This is a genomic window from Leptospira sp. GIMC2001 (assembly GCF_028462125.1).
Classification (GTDB): Bacteria; Spirochaetota; Leptospiria; order Leptospirales; family Leptospiraceae.
In genome coordinates, this window is sequence record NZ_CP115468.1 from 347,116 (window position 1) to 365,496 (window position 18,381).

Genomic DNA, 18,381 nt, shown 5'->3' on the forward strand with positions numbered 1-18,381 from the left:
ATCAGTTCTAAAGATACGGTCTAAGAATCTCCTCGGTTGTCGACCATAACCTTTTTCTTTTCTCAATATTTTTGGACTCAGAAGTACTATTCTTGATTTTGCATTTATCAAAATATTTACCAGTTACGGTTTCAACATCAGGTGAAGAACATAGATAAAAACTAGTCATCGAGCCACGATCTTCATTCATTGCAAAAAATGTTTTTACAACTCCAAGTGCGTTCTTTAGAAAACCAGAATTATTATTGCCGAATTGTGAATGAACAAAACCTGGATGCAATGCATTCACAGTAACTTTGGTATCTTTGAGTCGATCAGCCAGTTCATATGTAAACATTATATTCTCAAGCTTGGACATTTGGTACGCTTTCCAGCCACTATAACTTTTCTCACCTTGTAGGTTATCGAAATCTAGAACTGCGCCAACATGAGCTTGGCTTGCTGTGTTTACAATTCGGGAATTCCCTGAAGCTTTCAATAGATCAAGCAGTTCATGAGTCAAGAGAAAATAGTTCAGATGGTTCAACGCAAAAGTTGATTCATGTCCTTCCGCTGTAATTGTTTTCTTGGAGAAGAGGGCTCCAGCATTGTTTAAAAGAACATCTAATCTTTTCAGTTTGCTTTTGATTTCTGATGCAACTTTCTTAACCTGCGAAGGTAAAGAAAGATCCGCAATGAAAACTTCGATATTCGAATCTACGTTCAATTTTCGTAATCTATCTGCAACTGCTTCTGTCTTGCTACGATTTCTGCCAACGAGATATAAATTCGCTCCAGCTATTGCAAGTTTTTCTGCGGTTTTTTTCCCAATTCCATCGGATGCGCCAGTGATTACTACATTTTTGCCATTCATAATTTTGTTCATTCTATGCAATTAGACTTTTCAATTCAAGGTTTCTGTAGGAATTTAGAATCATAGATGAAAAAGATTGAACATATAATTGGCTATCTCTTTATAAGATTTATTTTCCTTCCCTTTCAATTCCTACCATATGAGGCTTGCCTTGCTCTCGGTAGAATGGTCGTTCGAATTCTTGCTCCTTTAGCCAAAAGTAAGATAAAAATTGCACGAGAAAACATTGAATTTGCTTTTCCCAACCTAACAGAACACGAACGACAAGATATATTGAAGAAGCATTTGATCTATCTTGGTGAAATGATTGCCGATTCACTTTACGCTCCAAGGATCGATGACAGATGGCTCAAAAAATATTTTGTCTATGAAAATGGTGCAGAAGAGTTGGATGAAAAAATCACCAAAGAAGGATTAGGTGTTGTGATGATTTCTGGACATTTTGGAACTTGGGAGGTTCTTGTTCATTGGTTGGGATTGCAACACAAAGGATTAGGGATTTATAAGAAAATGCGAAATCCTTGGGCTGATCGATGGTATCGGAGACTAAGAGAGAACTCCGGAATTCAATTGGTTCCAACAATTGAGTCGGCCGGTCCAACAGTCAAAGGTCTCAAGAAAGGAAGATGGGTTGGTTTTGGTGCGGACCAAAATGCGGGTAAGTCGGGAATTTTTGTGCAATTTATGAATCGTCCTGCTTCAACATTCCAAGGCCCAGCTCTTATGGCATATCTAACGGGAGCAAAGATGATTCTCATTAGTTTCCTGCGTGGGGACAAAGATAAGAAAGTTCACGTACATATTAGAGATCTCGGTGTTGTAGATAAAGATAAATTTCCAGATCGAGACGATGTAGTTAGATACTATACACAGATGTGGACGCAAGCACTTGAAGAGGAAGTACGTAAAACTCCTGAACAATATTTCTGGGTTCATCGTAGATGGAAAACTAAACCTGGAGATTTTGAAGGTCAGGTTTGAAATAGCTAAAGTTTGTATATAGTAGTTCTGATTCAGAATCGAAAAGAAATTCTCGCGGACGCAAGTAAAACCGCAAAAGTTTTATTGCTCTATTCAAATCTCGTAGAACTTCTTCGTCACCAATCTCATAAAACAATTTGTATCTTAAGCATATGTCTCTTAACTAATCAAAATGCTTAAAATGGCTGGTTCCACTGACAAGTGTGTCTGCTAATTATCAAAGTCCTAGTCTGTTTTTGATTATATTATTAATGGATTGGAGAATCCTAACAGAGAATCAATATTAATTATTCCAAGAATTGTCTTATAGATCGGTCCAAGTGAAAGAACTTTAACGCGCCCAGTTTCCAATTTCCATATATTCAAATTCAATAATTTTTACTTGCCAATTTCATTAAATCTCTGTTCTCTCATATTTATGTTCAAAATATCAAAAAAACTCTCTATCATTTTCATTTTCATTTTCGCACTCGGTTGCCAGAATGAAAGTAATAACGAAGAAGAAACTGCGACAAATGCATTTCTTTTAATACTGGCCAATCCAGCAAGATGTGCATCAGGCACTTGTACTTGCGATGTTCCATCGCAAAGAATTTGTCTTGATATGTCTAATTCTGAAGCCACAATATCAAATGCACGATCTGCTTGTACTCGATTAGCTGGAACATTTTCAAATACTTCATTATGCTCCACTGAAAAAATTGTTGGAACATGTGCTGGCCTTCAAACAAACGTAAGTGCTATTACATCCATTAAGTATTATGATTATTTTTCTAGTGTTAGCAACTCTTCAACTCATTCATCTAATACTTCGTCCTGTACTGATTTTGGAAGTACTATGACCTATACAAAATCAACGAGTGGACCTCGTATTCGATTTACTAATAACAGTGGTAGCGGCGAAAATTACACCCTTCATTCTAGTACTGCATGTGGAGCTGGAACCTTATCTGCCACTATTGGAGCCGTAGCGAATGGCGCAACAACAGCTTATAGTACTGTTCCAGAAGGAAATTTTGCTATCAGTTTTAACGGTGGAACTAGTTGTTCTAATTTATTGCTCAATATTGGAAACGGTATGGTTAGAACTATTGTTTCAGGAACGTCAAGCTATACTATTTCTGCTACTACTGAATAAAAATTCTTATTCATCTAACTCCGTGATGCTAAAAACATTTTCATTCGATTCTTATAGCTCACGGGGTTCCTTAATGGAAATCCATATTCATCAGCTTTCCTAGTTCCCGAGTTAGATTTTTTTATTGCATTTTATAATTTACACATTTGAGTAACATCTAGTCTCTTACCGAAGCTTGCATCATTCCAAAAGTAAAGTTCGCTGAAATGTTAGTCAATACTATGAGCTTTGCTGAGTGATTCAAGGTGCATTTTTAAAAAAAGATATTTGACATCACTTTTCTCAATCGATTGTGAATTCGTAATTAGGTGAATTTTCTTAAGAAATTTCTATCTAGATAGTAACCGGAAACTCCATAACCAATCAATAAGCTCAAGTAAATGAATCCGAGATTCAATGTATTGTAATTATTTGATGTTCTTATCGTAATCAAAGAAAGAATGATCAATACTATAAAGATCATGCTCGCAATCACCATTGGGAATGGTTGTGGAAAGCTTGGAGCTTTCGGTTTTGAAATGGATTTTGGTATCGATACAGAATTCGATTTCGGTTTCGATTCCGATAGCTTGGAAACGGTGTTTTGATTTTTGATAGAATTTATTTCTTGATTCTGAACGAGTGCTCCAGGTCTACCGAACACAAATATTAGCTTATTGCGCCATGAGTATTCTTGCATCAATGCCTTTAGAATACCATAAAAAGTATGTAGATTTGCCAGTATAGGATTGAATGAATTGAGAGGTTTTACGATACCATACTGGGGTTCATTCTCTTCGTTCTGGAAACTACCGAACAGTCTGTCCCAAAATATAAAAACCCCTGCATAATTCTTATCAAGATACTCTGGATTTCGAGCATGGTGTACTCTATGGTGCGAGGGAGTTACAAATATAAATTCAAACCAAGCTGGTAACTTTTTTATGAATCGAGTATGAACCCAAAATTGATACAGTCTATTCGTTGCATCCACAAGCAGCATTATATGCCAAGGAACTGATAATAATGCAAATAGAGAATAGAAAATCAAAGCAATTCCATTTCGAAGAAAAGACTGGCGAAGTGCGACTGTTAGATTGTATTCCTCACTGGAATGGTGGGCTACATGTGATGCCCATAAAATGTTGATTTCATGTGAGAATCGATGGTTCCAATAGAATAGAAAATCTAATGTCAAGAATAGAAAACTCCAAGAGAATATGATCCATATCCACAAGATTTCCATGCTTATATCAATGTTGAAACTGCTTATCTGAGAAGGGTAAAAAATAAAAGGAGGAATGGAATTCCAGAATGAAACAGTATAACTACCCGCAAGATATAAATAGATTTGATACATGAAACCTAGTACAAATAAATCGGTTAGGCGACTGATTATGCCTAGGCTCATACTAGATAGGCTATCTGGAAGCGAATAATAATTTTTCTTGTTCCAATAATTGTATCCAATTTCAAAAAGAATCAAAATTATAAAAACTGGAATTAAGTATTCGATGAATTTCATAATTCATTTATAATTTTGAGTTTTTTAACGAGCAGGAAAATTTGCATAGTCTTCCATTTTAGTGAATTTACAATCATCCCGTTTGTAACCCAATTGATCTTCAAGTGTTATGAAGCGATTCATACCCATTGATATTTCGATGTCCTTACCAGTGAATTGCGAAGGATGTTCGTACCCACAAGAATGAGCGAGCGATAGAAGTTCTTTTCGAAATCCTTGTAAATATTTTCCTGCACGTTGAGACTTACTCGTGGGATTCAATCCTTTTTGTAACCACCAATTTTGTGTCGCGACTCCCGCTGGACAATGGTCTGTGTGACACTTCTCGGCTTGGATGCATCCAATGGAAAGCATTACTTCTCGTGCAACATAGATTAGGTCACAACCCATAGCAATAGCAACTACAGCTCGGTCTGGAAATCCTAATTTTCCTGCTCCAATCCATACGATTCGTTCGGATACTCCATATTGTTGAAATGTTGTGTAAACTCTCTGAAAGGCGATCTTAAAAGGAAGTGAAACGTGATCCGCATAAGTTAGAGGTGCTGCACCCGTTCCTCCTTCTCCTCCATCTATGGCGATAAAGTCGGGACCTTTTTTTCTTTTCTTCATTTCCTTTGCTAGGTCTATCCAGAATTCTATTTCGCCCACAGCACTTTTGATTCCAACGGGTAGTCCTGTTTCTGAAGCGATCATTTCTATAAAGTCTATCATTTCCGGAACGCTTGAGAATTCGGAATGCGAGTTCGGAGATATACAATCCTTACCTATTTCGACATGGCGGATTCTTGCGATTTCTTTATTGACTTTTACACCTGGCAGTATTCCACCTTTTCCTGGTTTGGCGCCTTGGGAAAGTTTAATCTCGATTGCTCTTACATGAGGTGTTGACCCAATTTTTTCTTTCAAAACATTGATATTGAATCTTCCATTTGCATCTCTTGCGCCAAAATATCCAGTACCCATTTGCCACACAACGTCTGCACCGTTCAAATGGTACGGAGACAAACCACCTTCTCCCGTATTATGGAAAGCTCCAGCAATATGTGCTCCTTTGTTGATAGCAAGGACTGCGTTCTTGCTTAAGGATCCAAAGGACATTGCAGAAATATTTAAAATTGAATATGGGCGGTATGGATATTTCCTTTTATTGAATTCACCAATCACTTTCAGACAAGGGATACATGTTGGATCATCAAGAATTTTAAAAGCTCTTGATTCTGGATAAGGAAATGCTTTATGCTTTATAATTGGATAACCAGGCTCGTATTGTTGCTCAGTTGTTCCAAATCCGAAATTACTATTTTGTCCTTTAGCAGTTGCATATATCCAGCGACGCTCAGTTCGATCGAAAGGTCTTTCTTCCTTATCGTTTGCGACCCAATACTGTCGCAGTTCTGGACCAATCATTTCCAAGAAATATCTAAGATGACCAACAACAGGAAAATTGTGCTTAATTGTATGATGAGTTTGTGAAATATCTTTTATAAATATTACAACTAAAAAAGTTAAAAATCCGATTCCTAGTGTATAAAAAGGATATGTTAAAATCCAGTTCCAAATTGTTTCCATAGAGAACTAGGATAATATTCTAATTCTAGAATGGCAAGCAGAGAAAATCTAAATAATCATACTTTCTTAATTGTATAACAGGGAATATAATTCGAACTTGCCATCTTCATTCTTCCTTGTTGAACAAAATAATTTAGAAGCGAATCAATAGCCTTCATCAATTCTAATTCTCCATGGATTTCAAAAGGGCCAAATTCCCGAATTCTTTGAATTCCATTTGCTTTAATATTACCAGCAACTATTCCAGAGAAAACTTTCCGAAGATTGGCAGCCAAAATGTCCTTAGGCAATGACCTATTTAATTCAATGGAGGACATGGCTTCATGAGTTGGATCAAAAGGAATTTGAAACTCATTTGGAATCTTGAGGTTCCAATTGAAATAAAAGGATTCATTGTTTGTAATACGTGAATCTTTGACTTCTGAAATTCGGTAATTCATATGTCTAGCCACTTCTGTTGGATCATCGATTATGATTTTGTAGCGCTTTGTTGCCTCATTACCTAGGGTAAAATTCAAAAAATCATCAATCTTTTGGAAATAGTCTTTTGAACTTGCAGGTCCTGTAAAAATCATTGGCAATTGCAAATTTTCATTTTCTGGTTGCAGAAGAATTCCTAGTAAATAAAGAATTTCCTCGGCGGTTCCAGCACCCCCAGGAAATATTATAATTCCATGTGCAATTCGTACAAATGCCTCCAGCCTTTTTTCTATGTCCGGCAAAATCACAAGTTGATTCACAATTGGATTCGGGGATTCAGCGGCAATTATACTTGGTTCTGTGACACCGATGTATCTTCCAGGTAAAGTTCTCTGTTTAGCTCGTCCAAAAGTTGCGCCTTTCATTGGTCCTTTCATTGCACCAGGTCCACAACCTGTGCAGATATCTAAGCCTCGAAGACCTAATTGATATCCTACTGTTTTGGAATAATCATATTCTCCTCTTGGTATCGAGTGCCCACCCCAGCAAACGACCAAGTTGGGTTCAATCTGTGAATTTAGTATATTTGCATTTCTTAATATTTCAAATACACTATTCGATATAAATGAAGGATTCTTATCATCATAGTCGCTCTCATTCTTTATCTCACAATGGAAGTAAGTAATATCTCGAATAACAGCTGATAGCAACTCCCGAATTCCGCGAATCATTTTACCATCAACAAATGCGCATTCAGGAGCATCCTTTAGATCAAGATGAATTCCCCGATTGACTTCATGAACTTGAAGGCTAAAATTTTTATACTTTTCAAGCATAGATTCTGCATCATCACCTTGCTCACCAGAATTTAGAACAGCAAGTGCGCATTGACGAAGAATCATTCCCACTTCATCGGTCGCTTGAGAAAGTCTTGCAATTTCCTTCTTTGATAATGTGTTTAGCGTTCCAAGTGGATAAATCTGTGTAGAGATTGGCTCGGCAAAATTATTAGAGTTGGTTTGTGATATATTTTTCATTTATATTTTCGATTCACGCTTTTACAGATTCTTTAATCTGAACTGCCCATTGTCCTAAAACCCTATAACCAAGAAAACCGATCATTATACTTCCTAATAGAAAAATCAACCGAGTTATCCAAATTGATACAGGTGGCTCAAATATGGAAAAAGATTTTTCGGGATTCGGTGATTCTGTCTCAAGTAAAAATTTTGAGATTTGCACATCGTTCATATTGTTTCTGGGAAAATCATAAGTATCGTAATTTGGATTGGTTGCATATTTATAACCATAATACAATTGTATTTTAGTTTGCAATTCTTGTTCTGCGGGAAGTTTGAAAAGAATCTCTTCTATGGGATGTGATACACTAATCTTAGTTAAATTTAGAGATTCGTTATCCTCATCAAAGATTTCAAGTTTCCAGCTTGAAAAGACTGTTGAGTTAAGTTGAATTAGATTATTACTCAGCAAATCTCTTTTATCTTGGTTAGAAGAAAATAAATTCCCTTGGCGAATTGAAATATACTCTTTAGAATCATTTAGGAAAAAAATTTCGTATTTTCGATTGAAGCTTTTTTCTGCAAATTCCAATTCAATGCTTTGAAAAGGCTTATGTTCGGGATTATCAAAAAAGTATATAGAAGAATTTGTATCGGAATTGATTTTCTTATTTGGAATATCAAGTGAATTCACAATCTGAGAAATCTGAGACTTCGGTTCATATTTTATAAATGGAAAAGTAAGCGGGATAGTGTTACCGATTTCAATTCTAAGATACTTAAAATGATCAACGTTTAATGAGATTTTACCAGAATCGGAGTCATCGGAATCATAATATTTATAAAGAAAACTTGATCTTTTGACGGTCCATTTGTCAATTGCGTCACCAAGATAGTAGATTACTTGACCATCGTAATTCTGACTAGATTCAACAATTATTTCATGCAAACGACTGTTACTTGGAATATTTGGAATTTCAAAAACAAATATTTGTTCACGAGATGTTTTCTTTTGGAAAATGATCTTTGGTTTTACAATTCCAGTCTGACCTGTTGGAACTTTTTTGGTCTGCCTTAGATATGGTAGTTGTTTGCCATTTTGAATCAATCGAATATCATCATAATAGGAACTTTTGTAAACTTCCTCGTCTAAGTCAACAACACCCCATTCTGAATTCTGAGATGTTGCAATCTGTTTTAATTCCTTAAAGAAACTATAATTTTCAGTTCGAACAGGGCTTGCTTCTATCCCTATTGCAGAAACTAAATATATGAGGAAAATAAATTGATATAATGATTTCATGTTAATCTCCAATAACTCTTGATTTAAATTTTTCATAAAACAATCCTAATAGCACCAATATGATGCCCAATGCAAACCCAGAAATAATCTTTGCTACTAAATTAAGATACCATATATCGAATAATATAAATTTAAAGATTACTAATCCAGTTAATACAATACCAATCCTTCTTAGAGTTGCCTTGCTTTTATAAAAACCGATAGCTAGGAAATTAGAAGCAAATATTCCAAGAACAACGGAATAACCTTGGCTTCTCAGATAAGGATCTATGACATTGTATCTAACTTCCCAAATGAATGCTAAGATTGCTAAAAATAGTGTACAGATTCCGAATGCATTTGTGATAAATTTGTTTCTTCCATCTTTCCAATTCAAATAGAATATCCCACCTAAGGCAATGCATGCAATGAGATAGATGATAAATCGAGAGTTCAAAATGATGACATCTGAATCATTCTCGATTCCTTCCAAAATTAGTCTTAGGATTGCAATAAACCAAAGAAAATAGGAAACAATATTCAAATGATTCAATTTGGAATCATTTATTCTAGTGTAAGTAGTCGACATATAAGCAAAAATTGCTGCGAAAATTATAAGAGAAAGTGATACCCAGTAACCTTCAGTTGAATTGAGCAAACTAATCAAGAAAATTACAATGGAAGTATAGAAGAGAATGGGAACCAGATATAAGTTCTGTGATTTTTTTGTATATTGATAGCAAAATCCCATGGCAACTAACGAAACATACATGATTGAATTTCCAAATTGGCTCGCATAGAAAATTTCTGTCAAAGAGGATATCGCGATTGCGCCGAATATAAGGTTTCCTGCAACCAATACCATCTTTATCAATTTATTAGCATCTGATTGAATACTCTTATTCAAATCTAAAAATAGTTCTCGGTATACAAAAAGTATCATCAGGAAATTGGCAAATGCAAACGGAGTAAAGAAGCTGCTTTTATGAACAGATTGTACCATCCACACGGCTAGAACAAGCCAGTTTGAAATAAAGACTAACAGTGGCGCCCATTTCCAATTATTTCCCTTGCTGATGTAAAGAAAAAGGAGGAAGTGAATTCCTAAATATAAAAATAAAAATCGATAAGAATTCTCACCCGTTGACAGAACTACCGGTGATAGAAATGAACCAATGTAACCAAAGAAATATAGAGCTTCACTTTTAGAAACTTTAGATAAAATTAATACTAAGATACTTAATAGCAAGAGATATACAAAAGTCTCAGCTAATGAGAAAAAATGGTAGTATCGATAAGCTGAGAATATCGTAAGATAGAGGATGGAGCCACCAGATCCAATTAAAGCAGTTGGTAATATTCGAAAATTCTTTCTGGCAAAAACTAAACTCACTCCCATGATTCCGAAGCCTAGGAGAAATCCCAAGAAAATTTTGCCTGAGTCCCCAATCCATTCGTTCTCAAAGGCTAAATCTAAAAACCATGCAGAAGCTAGAAGTAAGGCTCCAATACCTAATTTAGCGATCCAATTACCGCCGAAAAGAAATTCATACTTTTCCCAGAAATTACTCTCTGGTTGAACGGATACAACTTTCGTGGACACTCGACTAGTTGGAGTTGATTTTAAATTTCCAGTCGTTGAAGTTACATTTTGTTCTGTGTCAGATTTTGATTCAAATTTACGAATATCAGCTTTTAAGTTTCTGAGTTCTAATTCTAGAGTTTCTACCCTTCGTCTTATATCATTCAAATCTTGATTGGCCATCTAGTCTTGTAAGTAATAATCATATGGTTGGCCAGGCAATTCATTTTTGTATCAACTTCAATTGCTAAACCTTTAAATTAGAAATTTTGCGAAGGCAACGATTTGAAGGATATAATTTATTGCAGAACTTGATAAATATAAAGAATTTTGCTTATAAATCTGTATCAATCAATATTAAAGTGATATCATCTTCTCTTTTTTCGGATTTTGTCCATTGAAAAATGTCATCATTGATACTTTTGATTGCGGCTGCTGGCGTCAAATGTTGGGTCGAGATGAGAATCTGAATAAATCTTTCGGTTGTATACAAATTTCCTGAAGGATCTCTTGCTTCGATTATTCCGTCTGTATATAGAGCGATTCTATGAGAACCAATTAATGGAATTGTTTCTACAGCGAATTCTGGATTGGTCATCCAACCTATCATCCTTCCTTTAGGAAGCGATTCAATTATTTCTTGAGTTGATTTATTCAATATCAATAAAGGTGGATGACCAGCTCTTGAGTGTAACAATGCTTTGGTTCTGAAATCGATTTCAATTGCACTAGCTGTGATAAATGCTTTCTTTGTCTTGCCATGCAAAGTTCCGTTGATACTAGTCAATAGAGCGCTTGGATTCATGGATCTTTCGAATTCTAGTGACGAAGCGATCTTGAGCATCGCCGCAACCAGAGCTGCTGGAACACCATGTCCAGAAACGTCTGCAATTATAACTCCTACTCTTCCATCAGCAAAAGCATGGAAATCAAAAAAGTCACCGCCCACTTCTTCCATTGGACTATAATCAAATGCAACTTCAATTCCCAAATGAGTTGGAGCAATTTCTGGAAGTATGGAAGTTTGTAGATTCCTTGCTACAAGCATTTCATTTTGAAAAGCAAGATATCGTGATTGTTCCTGGACTGCTTTCTTTAGAATTAATAAATTTCTAACACGTGTTATCAGCTCTCGTTTATCAAAAGGTTTTGATAGATAATCATTAGCTCCTGCTTCTAAGCCGGTAACAATATCTTGAATCTGAGTTTTAGCTGTGAGAATAAGAATTGGCAGTTGTTGAATCGAATAAGATTTTCGGATTGCGGAACAGACTTCATATCCGCTCATCACTGGCATCATCACATCCAAAATAATCATATCGGGAGGCCCATCAGTTTGAATCAAATCTAAAGCTTCTTTGCCACCGCTTGCTTCTTTGATCACATAGTTTTCTAATCTTAAATGATTGAATAGAACTTGTCTATTGATAGGTTCATCGTCAACTATGAGAATGGTAAAGCTACCCTTAGGGATCTCTGAACTCAGCCCATGTTCGACGAATGGAAAAATTTGAGACTGAGATTTCTGATTGAACTTGATGGGCTCATTCGAAATTTGCATAGAGCCAGAAGATTCTTCTTCCTGCATGGATTCAAAAAGTTTTGAAGTTAATTCCGGTCCTGGAGTTTTCTGTGAGACATCTCCAAAATAAATTGGAAGCGTGAAGTAAAATACCGATCCTTCGCCTAATTTCGAAGTTGCCCAGATTACACCGCCATGCAGTTCTACAAGTTTTTTAGTGATTGCCAATCCAAGGCCAGTTCCACCAAATGTGCGTGAGGTGGAAGAGTCTACTTGTTCAAAGGATAGAAAGACATCATCCAGTTTTTCTGCTGGAATTCCAATTCCCGAATCTGAAATTGATACTTTTATGAATTTATTATCTTCTTCAGCTTTAATTGAGATGAATCCTTTTTCTGTAAATTTTATTGAGTTACCAATAATGTTATAAAGTATTTGCTGAATTCGCTCTTCATCGCCAACGATCAAAGGTAAGTCAGCTGGTATATCAACCGTAATCTTTAGATTTTTGGAATGGAACATTGGTCTAGAGATTGCCAAAACTAAATTCACAATTGATGAAATATGTGTTGGTTTGGATTTTAGAACAAGATCTCGATTCTTCATCTTCGAAAAGTCAAGGATATCATTTACAAGGTTAGCTAATCTTTTGGCACTTGCAACAATCATAGATAGATTCTGATTCTGTTCCGGGCTTACAGTTCCAGTTGCCCCATCAATCATTGATTCACCGATTCCAATAATACCATTGAGTGGAGTTCTCAATTCATGCGATGTGTTCGCAAGAAATTCGTCCTTCATTTTATCTAAAGATAGTAGTCTTCTGGAGAATACTTCTACATCACGGAAAGCTCTTGAGAATTTCATAGATAAGAGAAAAGATTGAGAAAAAATAAATAGAAATAAACCGATTGATATCATTTGAAAAGTCTGAACAACTAACATGGAAAAGAGGATATCGTTAATCGTTGCGACAACAATTGGAATAAATCCTAAAGTAAACGCAATAGAGCCATCTTGTTTAGCAATCAAAGCTCGAACCACAGCGAAGCATCCTTGCAAAATCATAAAAATGGTGCCAATATGAAAGTAAGTATTGATCAGAGGATAGATAGTAGCTGGAAGTACGATAATGATTAATAAATAAATTGTAGTAAAAGCTATTGATATTTTGATAAGTAAATTGCTTATATAATCGGGATAGACTGACCTAACAAACATTAAGAAGAATATAGGTGAAAAATAATAGGATGCATATTCAAGCTGCATTCCCAGTCCCCAAGGAATCTCAGGAAACAAAACCAATAAGAATCTTTCTCCAACAGTTAGGATGCGAATCGTAATAGAAAGACAGAAAAGTGCAAAATAGAGTGCAGTATGTTCAGTTTTTCGGAGAAAGAAAATTCCAAAATGATAAATTGCCATGATGAGAATGGCACCTGCGAGAAATAATTCGGACGAAATATCTAGAAGATAAGATTGCCGAATCTCACTCCATTCACCAAATCGAATCTTTTCCCAAACACCTCCCTTATAATGCGAATAGTTTGATATTTGTATTAGTAGTTCATTATTGCCTTCGAGAAGAATGACTTGGTTAAGGGATAGATAGTATTGAGGCTTGTGACTATCATAATCTTTGCCGAGTTCGCCTGCATTCGCGATCAGTTCACCATTCCAATAGACATTATAAGCCGTTGCGAAGTCTGGAATTTTGATTCCGACCTTCATCGTTGTATCTGACTTAACTAGAATCCGATAGGTAGCAAAGCCCATACCGTCGATCACTTCGCCAGCTTGATTTGTATCATTCCAAATTCCTGGAACGTCAATCATTGAACTTTCCAAAGCAGAAATCTCGCTTTCCGAAAGTCCAGGTTCTAAAAATTGTTTCCAAAAAAATTGCCATTCTCCATCAAGTGGCACAATTTTTGTCTGAATAGTTGTAGAAGGAAGTTCCAAAATTCCTTTCTTTACTAAAGGATCGGCGTTCAAAGGAAACTGCAAAGATAACAAAAAGCAGAATATAACAGAGGAAAGTATTCTACCCGATTTCATTACAGTCACGATTCATTGAATGGGAACTTATATCGAGTAAAAAAAGTTCAAGATCAATGATGATTTACTTAATATTCCAATTGTTTTACAGAATTCCACGTATTAGAAATAAGAAAAATTGTAGCTTTGTTGGAATTATCACATTAGTCTGGAGGGACAGCGAAAAAATGAAATTATTCTCCTCCAGAAATATACTGTTTATTTTTATATTATTAAATGTATGGATATGTAAACCTGCTCAAGAAATTATTGACAAAAAAAATCCAGGCGAGATAGATTTTACCGAAAATATCGAATTAGAAGCCAGTGTTCTTGATCGCGGCTGGGAATACTATCCATCACAGCTTATTACTACAATTCACGATTCTCAACAAGAATTAAAAAAAATTAAAGAATATAAATCTATTCCACATATATGGTCGAATGGAGAAAATTTTGGAACTTATAGATTGAGGATTCTTCTTCCAGATATTGAGGCTCACTATGCTTTATTTATTCCGGAACAAAGTACTGCGTTCAAATTGTACCTAAATAATAAATTAGAGTCACAAAGTGGAATCGTATCTTCAAATGAAGATGAGAGCAGACCTTCAGCAAATAAAGGGTTTATAAGTTTCTTGGCAAAAGATGAAATTGAGATAGTAATTCAAATTTCAAATTTTCACAATGCATCAGGCGGATTTTTATTTCCGATCGAATTTGGACGAACTACAATTGTTCAGGATAAGGCAGTTTTAAGATTTGCTATAGAATCACTTTTTCTTGGCTCTTTGTTTATCATTGGATTATACCATATTATACTATTCTTATACAGAAAAAGTCAGAAGGATGCTCTTTATTTTGGACTATTCTCAGTAGTAATGGCGCTGAGAATTCTTTTCATAGGCAATCGGAATATCTTGTTTATTTTTCCCGATTTCTCTTGGGATTGGATTGTTCGTTTCGAATATTGTACTCCGATGATTGCTATCGTACTATTTATTCGATTTCTGAATGGATTATACAAATTTACAATTCCAATGATCCTAATACGTTTATCTGAATTTTTTATTTTAGTATATGTAGCCTTTGTTGCAATTGCACCTCCTATAATCTTTACTTCAACTTCAATCATAGTACAACTCAGTGTTTTATTCTTTTCATTAGGAATATTGATATTTAGTTCAAAAATTCTATATGAGAAGAAGGAAGATTCTTGGTTATTTGTTACCGGTGTTGTGCTTGTAATAATTGGAGCAGTTGCAGATGCGTTAAATGCTTATTTCTTGGTTTCTAATTTTTATATAAGTCATATTTCATTATTTATATTTTTTGGTGTTCAGACAACTTTACTTGAATTGCGGATGAACCGTACACATCGTAAATCAGAAACACTTAGTAAGCAAATATTGAGATCCAATGAACTTATGGATGAGATCAATAGTGCTTATAAAAAATTCGTCCCACAGCAATTTTTCATGTATTTAGGCAAGAAGGATGTTGAAGAAATTTTCCTTGGCGATAATGATGAAAAAGAATTCTCCATTCAATTCACTCAGATTCAAGATTTCTGGCAAATAGTAAGAGGTATTCCTCCCGAAAATATATTCAAGTTTGTGAATTCTTATCTTAGCCGAATGAGTCCTTCGATTCGAAGCAATGGGGGAATCATAGATAAATTTATTGATAATACAATCATGGCTTTGTATCCCGATGATCCTATTCAAGCGATTAAAGCTTCAATTGATATGCAGTGGGAGATTGAAGTTTATAATATTCATAGAAAAAAAACCGGATATGTACCCATAAGTTGTAAATCGGGAATACATTATGGTAAAACTCGCCTAGGAATCATTGGAGTAGAAGAAAAGCGTGAACCAACTGTAATTTCTGATACAGTAAATCTTGCAAGTAGGATCCAAGGACTGGCGGATCGATATGGAGCAAGAATCCTAATTAGTCTTCCGACTCTTTATATTTGCAGTGATGTAACCAAGATCAACTATCGAATGTTAGATATGGTTCGCGTGAAAGGTAAAAAGGACCCAATTGCAATTGGCGAAATAATGATACCAAAAATTGATAGATCGACGGATCTTAAGATTGAATCAAAAGATAATTTTGAAGATGCAATTTTATGCTATATGAAGTCTGAATTTGCAGAAGCGATTGAAAAATTCCAACAAGTGCTAGAATTGAATCCGAACGATATTGCGGCAGAAATTTATTCAAAACGAGCGAAATATTTTTTTGATACTGGGGCGAAGGATGATTTCGAAGGAATTCATCAGTGGGATGTAAAGTGAAGAAATTATTTATTTTATTATGCATATTCTCCACCATTGGATGCTATAAAGTAGAAGATGCAAATATTAGAAACGGTCTTCTTATTTTACCAGACGATTACTCTACTAAAACTATATCTCTTAAAGGAGATTGGGAAATATATTGGAATGTAATGAGTGATTGGCAAGAAATTGATAAACCTGCCAAGGAAATTCAGTATGCAAATGTTCCATCTAGTTGGAATAACCTCAATCCTAATTCCAATAAATCTTTTGGATATGCTACTTATAGATTACAGATTAAAAATGTTCAACCTAATGAACCTTTGTATTTTAAATTAAGACCTCAAACTTCTGCTTTTAAAATATACGTAAATCGACATGAAATTGCTTCCGTAGGAAAAGTTGGTGAGCAAGCAGAATCATCATCACCAGAATATAAAATTGTATATTCATCATATGAACCTATAGATAAAGAAATCGAATTACTTATGGTCATTAGTAATTATGATCATTCACGAGGTGGATTTAGAGCGGCAATTGAAATTGGCAATAAAAACACGATCCTGATAAACTCACTTGTAAAAGCAGGATTCGAATTATTTGTAATGGGTGGAATTATTGCAATGGGTTTATTCCACCTTACAATGTTTAAAGTTCGGAAAAAAGATACTAGTGCTTTGTATTTTGCCATGTTTTGCTTTATCAATGCGATTCGATTATTCGTTTTAGATAATTATTATATTAATTATTTTATACCAAATGTATCTTGGGAATTTCTTGTAAAAATGGACTATATGACAACACCATTAGTTGCACCCATTTTTCTAGCTTATATTCGGAGCCTATACGAAGAAGATGTTAAGGAGATAGCGCTTAAGATAATAGTCTATTCTAGCGTGAGTTTTTCTCTATTGGTATTATTTTCTAGCCCCTACTTTTTTTCTGGGCTACTGATAATCTCGAATGCAATTGTTGCCCTTTCTACTCTTTTCGCATTTTATACCATTCTACGCATTCATCATTACAAAAGAAGAGATGCCAAATTACTTTTGACCGGAACATTTATACTTCTCATTTTTGGTATCCATGATCTACTTGCGGGATCCAGAGTCATTCAAGACGATCTAATGCTTCCTATAGGCTTATTTTTCTTTTTTCTTGTCCAAGCGATTGTATTGTCTCGAAGAAATGCAACTATGTATGCGAATTCCTTTGCGCTTAAGGTTGAATCAGCCGAAGCGAATTTTAGATTAGAAAATCTTAATACAGAATATTCTAAATATGTTCCAACTGAATTCATTCAATTGATGGACAAGCGCGATATTTTGGATGTGCATGTTGGTGATTTTGTTTCAAAGAATATTGCAGTATTATCTTCTGATATTCGTGATTTTACAACTTTCTCGGAAGGAATGAATCCAGAAGATAATTTCAAATTTCTGAATGCGTATCTTAGTCGAGTGGCTCCAGCAATAAGAAATAACTCTGGAATAATCGATAAATATATTGGAGATGCAGTAATTGCTTTATTTCACACGGGAACTGCAGATGCAATTTCCAGTGGAATTGAAATGCATCGAATTATCCAAGACTATAATAATCAGCGAGTTGCAAGAAATTTTCAGCCTATTTCAATAGGCATCGGTATTCATTCAGGTGAATCATTGCTTGGCATCATTGGGGAAGATGTACGAACTCAGACAACTGCAATTTCCGAATCAGTTCACCTTGCATCGATCATTGAAGGTTTAACAAAAAAATACGGAGCCAAAATTCTTATATCTTTGGATTCTCTTTTTAATACTCCAGAGCCAGATAAATATCCATATCGAATTGTAGATACAATTCGTATCTATCCCGGCGACGAACCAATTGGAATAGCGGAAATTTTGCTCGAGGGCTTGGATGAAACGTCTAATTTAAAAATTGAATATAAGGAAATTTTTGAGCGCGGAGTGTATTCATTTCTCGAGGGTGATTTCCAGTCTGCATCCGATCTATTTGAAGTGATTGGTTCACAAATCGAACAAGATGCAGCAGCGAGTTTGTATTATCATAGGTCTCAGAAATATTTAAAATATGGTGCACCTCCAGGTTGGGAGACTGCAAATCTCGAAGAAGCATAGAATGATTCTATCCAGAAAAAAGGTTTGCAATGTTTACCAAAATGTGTAAATTTAGAG

12 protein-coding genes are annotated in these 18,381 nt (G+C 35.1%); 4 read left to right on the forward strand and 8 right to left on the reverse strand.

Going from position 1 to position 18,381, the window contains the following annotated elements; genetic code table 11:
* Window positions 1-7 precede the first annotated feature (7 nt).
* Window positions 8-865, reverse strand: coding sequence for an SDR family oxidoreductase (locus O4O04_RS03145; RefSeq protein WP_272534122.1), 858 nt, complete (start codon window positions 863-865; stop codon window positions 8-10).
* A 54-nt stretch (window positions 866-919) separates the two neighbouring features.
* On the opposite strand from O4O04_RS03145, the gene O4O04_RS03150 reads away from it, so the two are divergent.
* Window positions 920-1,834 (forward strand): lysophospholipid acyltransferase family protein, encoded by a 915-nt coding sequence (locus O4O04_RS03150; RefSeq protein WP_272534123.1) that lies wholly within the window; start codon window positions 920-922, stop codon window positions 1,832-1,834.
* Between the two features lie 378 nt (window positions 1,835-2,212).
* Here the strand turns inward: O4O04_RS03150 and O4O04_RS03155 are convergent, their stop codons facing one another.
* Complete coding sequence (locus tag O4O04_RS03155; protein WP_272534124.1) at window positions 2,213-2,527, reverse strand: hypothetical protein; 315 nt, start codon at window positions 2,525-2,527, stop codon at window positions 2,213-2,215.
* 145 nt (window positions 2,528-2,672) lie between these two features.
* Between O4O04_RS03155 and O4O04_RS03160 the strand changes: the two genes are divergently transcribed.
* Window positions 2,673-2,972, forward strand: coding sequence for a hypothetical protein (locus O4O04_RS03160; RefSeq protein WP_272534126.1), 300 nt, complete (start codon window positions 2,673-2,675; stop codon window positions 2,970-2,972).
* A 304-nt stretch (window positions 2,973-3,276) separates the two neighbouring features.
* On the opposite strand, the gene O4O04_RS03165 is transcribed toward O4O04_RS03160, so the two are convergent.
* From O4O04_RS03165 to O4O04_RS03190, 6 genes are all read right to left on the reverse strand, one after another.
* The gene (locus tag O4O04_RS03165) at window positions 3,277-4,476 is read right to left on the reverse strand and encodes a sterol desaturase family protein (RefSeq protein ID WP_272534127.1); all 1,200 of its coding nucleotides are present in this window, start codon (window positions 4,474-4,476) and stop codon (window positions 3,277-3,279) included.
* A gap of 24 nt (window positions 4,477-4,500) precedes the next feature.
* Window positions 4,501-6,048: an FMN-binding glutamate synthase family protein gene (locus tag O4O04_RS03170; RefSeq protein WP_272534128.1), complete on the reverse strand. Its 1,548-nt coding sequence runs from the start codon at window positions 6,046-6,048 to the stop codon at window positions 4,501-4,503.
* Window positions 6,049-6,104: 56 nt separating this feature from the next.
* Window positions 6,105-7,505 carry a nucleotide 5'-monophosphate nucleosidase PpnN gene (ppnN, locus tag O4O04_RS03175; RefSeq protein ID WP_272534130.1) on the reverse strand — a complete coding sequence of 467 codons (1,401 nt, stop codon included), beginning with the start codon at window positions 7,503-7,505 and terminating at the stop codon, window positions 6,105-6,107.
* A gap of 13 nt (window positions 7,506-7,518) precedes the next feature.
* Entirely contained in the window at window positions 7,519-8,790 is a 1,272-nt protein-coding gene (locus O4O04_RS03180) for a hypothetical protein (RefSeq protein ID WP_272534131.1), read from the reverse strand.
* A gap of 1 nt (window position 8,791) precedes the next feature.
* Window positions 8,792-10,534: a DUF2339 domain-containing protein gene (locus O4O04_RS03185; protein WP_272534133.1), complete on the reverse strand. Its 1,743-nt coding sequence runs from the start codon at window positions 10,532-10,534 to the stop codon at window positions 8,792-8,794.
* A 151-nt stretch (window positions 10,535-10,685) separates the two neighbouring features.
* Window positions 10,686-13,931: a SpoIIE family protein phosphatase gene (locus O4O04_RS03190; protein ID WP_272534135.1), complete on the reverse strand. Its 3,246-nt coding sequence runs from the start codon at window positions 13,929-13,931 to the stop codon at window positions 10,686-10,688.
* Between the two features lie 167 nt (window positions 13,932-14,098).
* Here O4O04_RS03190 and O4O04_RS03195 point away from each other — a divergent pair, with 167 nt between their 5' ends.
* Together O4O04_RS03195 and O4O04_RS03200 are read left to right on the forward strand one after the other, a co-directional pair.
* Window positions 14,099-16,216: a 7TM diverse intracellular signaling domain-containing protein gene (locus O4O04_RS03195; protein ID WP_272534137.1), complete on the forward strand. Its 2,118-nt coding sequence runs from the start codon at window positions 14,099-14,101 to the stop codon at window positions 16,214-16,216.
* Window positions 16,213-18,324 carry an adenylate/guanylate cyclase domain-containing protein gene (locus tag O4O04_RS03200; RefSeq protein ID WP_272534138.1) on the forward strand — a complete coding sequence of 704 codons (2,112 nt, stop codon included), beginning with the start codon at window positions 16,213-16,215 and terminating at the stop codon, window positions 18,322-18,324. Before O4O04_RS03195 ends, O4O04_RS03200 begins: the two co-directional genes overlap by 4 nt.
* Window positions 18,325-18,381: the final 57 nt, after the last annotated feature.

Coding starts and splice junctions, on each gene's coding strand:
- O4O04_RS03195 (WP_272534137.1), top strand. CDS start 14,099: ATGAAATTATTCTCCTCCAGAAATATACTGTTTATTTTTATATTATTA.
- O4O04_RS03170 (WP_272534128.1), bottom strand. CDS start 6,048: ATGGAAACAATTTGGAACTGGATTTTAACATATCCTTTTTATACACTA.
- O4O04_RS03180 (WP_272534131.1), bottom strand. CDS start 8,790: ATGAAATCATTATATCAATTTATTTTCCTCATATATTTAGTTTCTGCA.
- O4O04_RS03165 (WP_272534127.1), bottom strand. CDS start 4,476: ATGAAATTCATCGAATACTTAATTCCAGTTTTTATAATTTTGATTCTT.
- O4O04_RS03150 (WP_272534123.1), top strand. CDS start 920: ATGAAAAAGATTGAACATATAATTGGCTATCTCTTTATAAGATTTATT.
- O4O04_RS03185 (WP_272534133.1), bottom strand. CDS start 10,534: ATGGCCAATCAAGATTTGAATGATATAAGACGAAGGGTAGAAACTCTA.
- ppnN (WP_272534130.1), bottom strand. CDS start 7,505: ATGAAAAATATATCACAAACCAACTCTAATAATTTTGCCGAGCCAATC.
- O4O04_RS03160 (WP_272534126.1), top strand. CDS start 2,673: ATGACCTATACAAAATCAACGAGTGGACCTCGTATTCGATTTACTAAT.
- O4O04_RS03145 (WP_272534122.1), bottom strand. CDS start 865: ATGAACAAAATTATGAATGGCAAAAATGTAGTAATCACTGGCGCATCC.
- O4O04_RS03190 (WP_272534135.1), bottom strand. CDS start 13,931: ATGAAATCGGGTAGAATACTTTCCTCTGTTATATTCTGCTTTTTGTTA.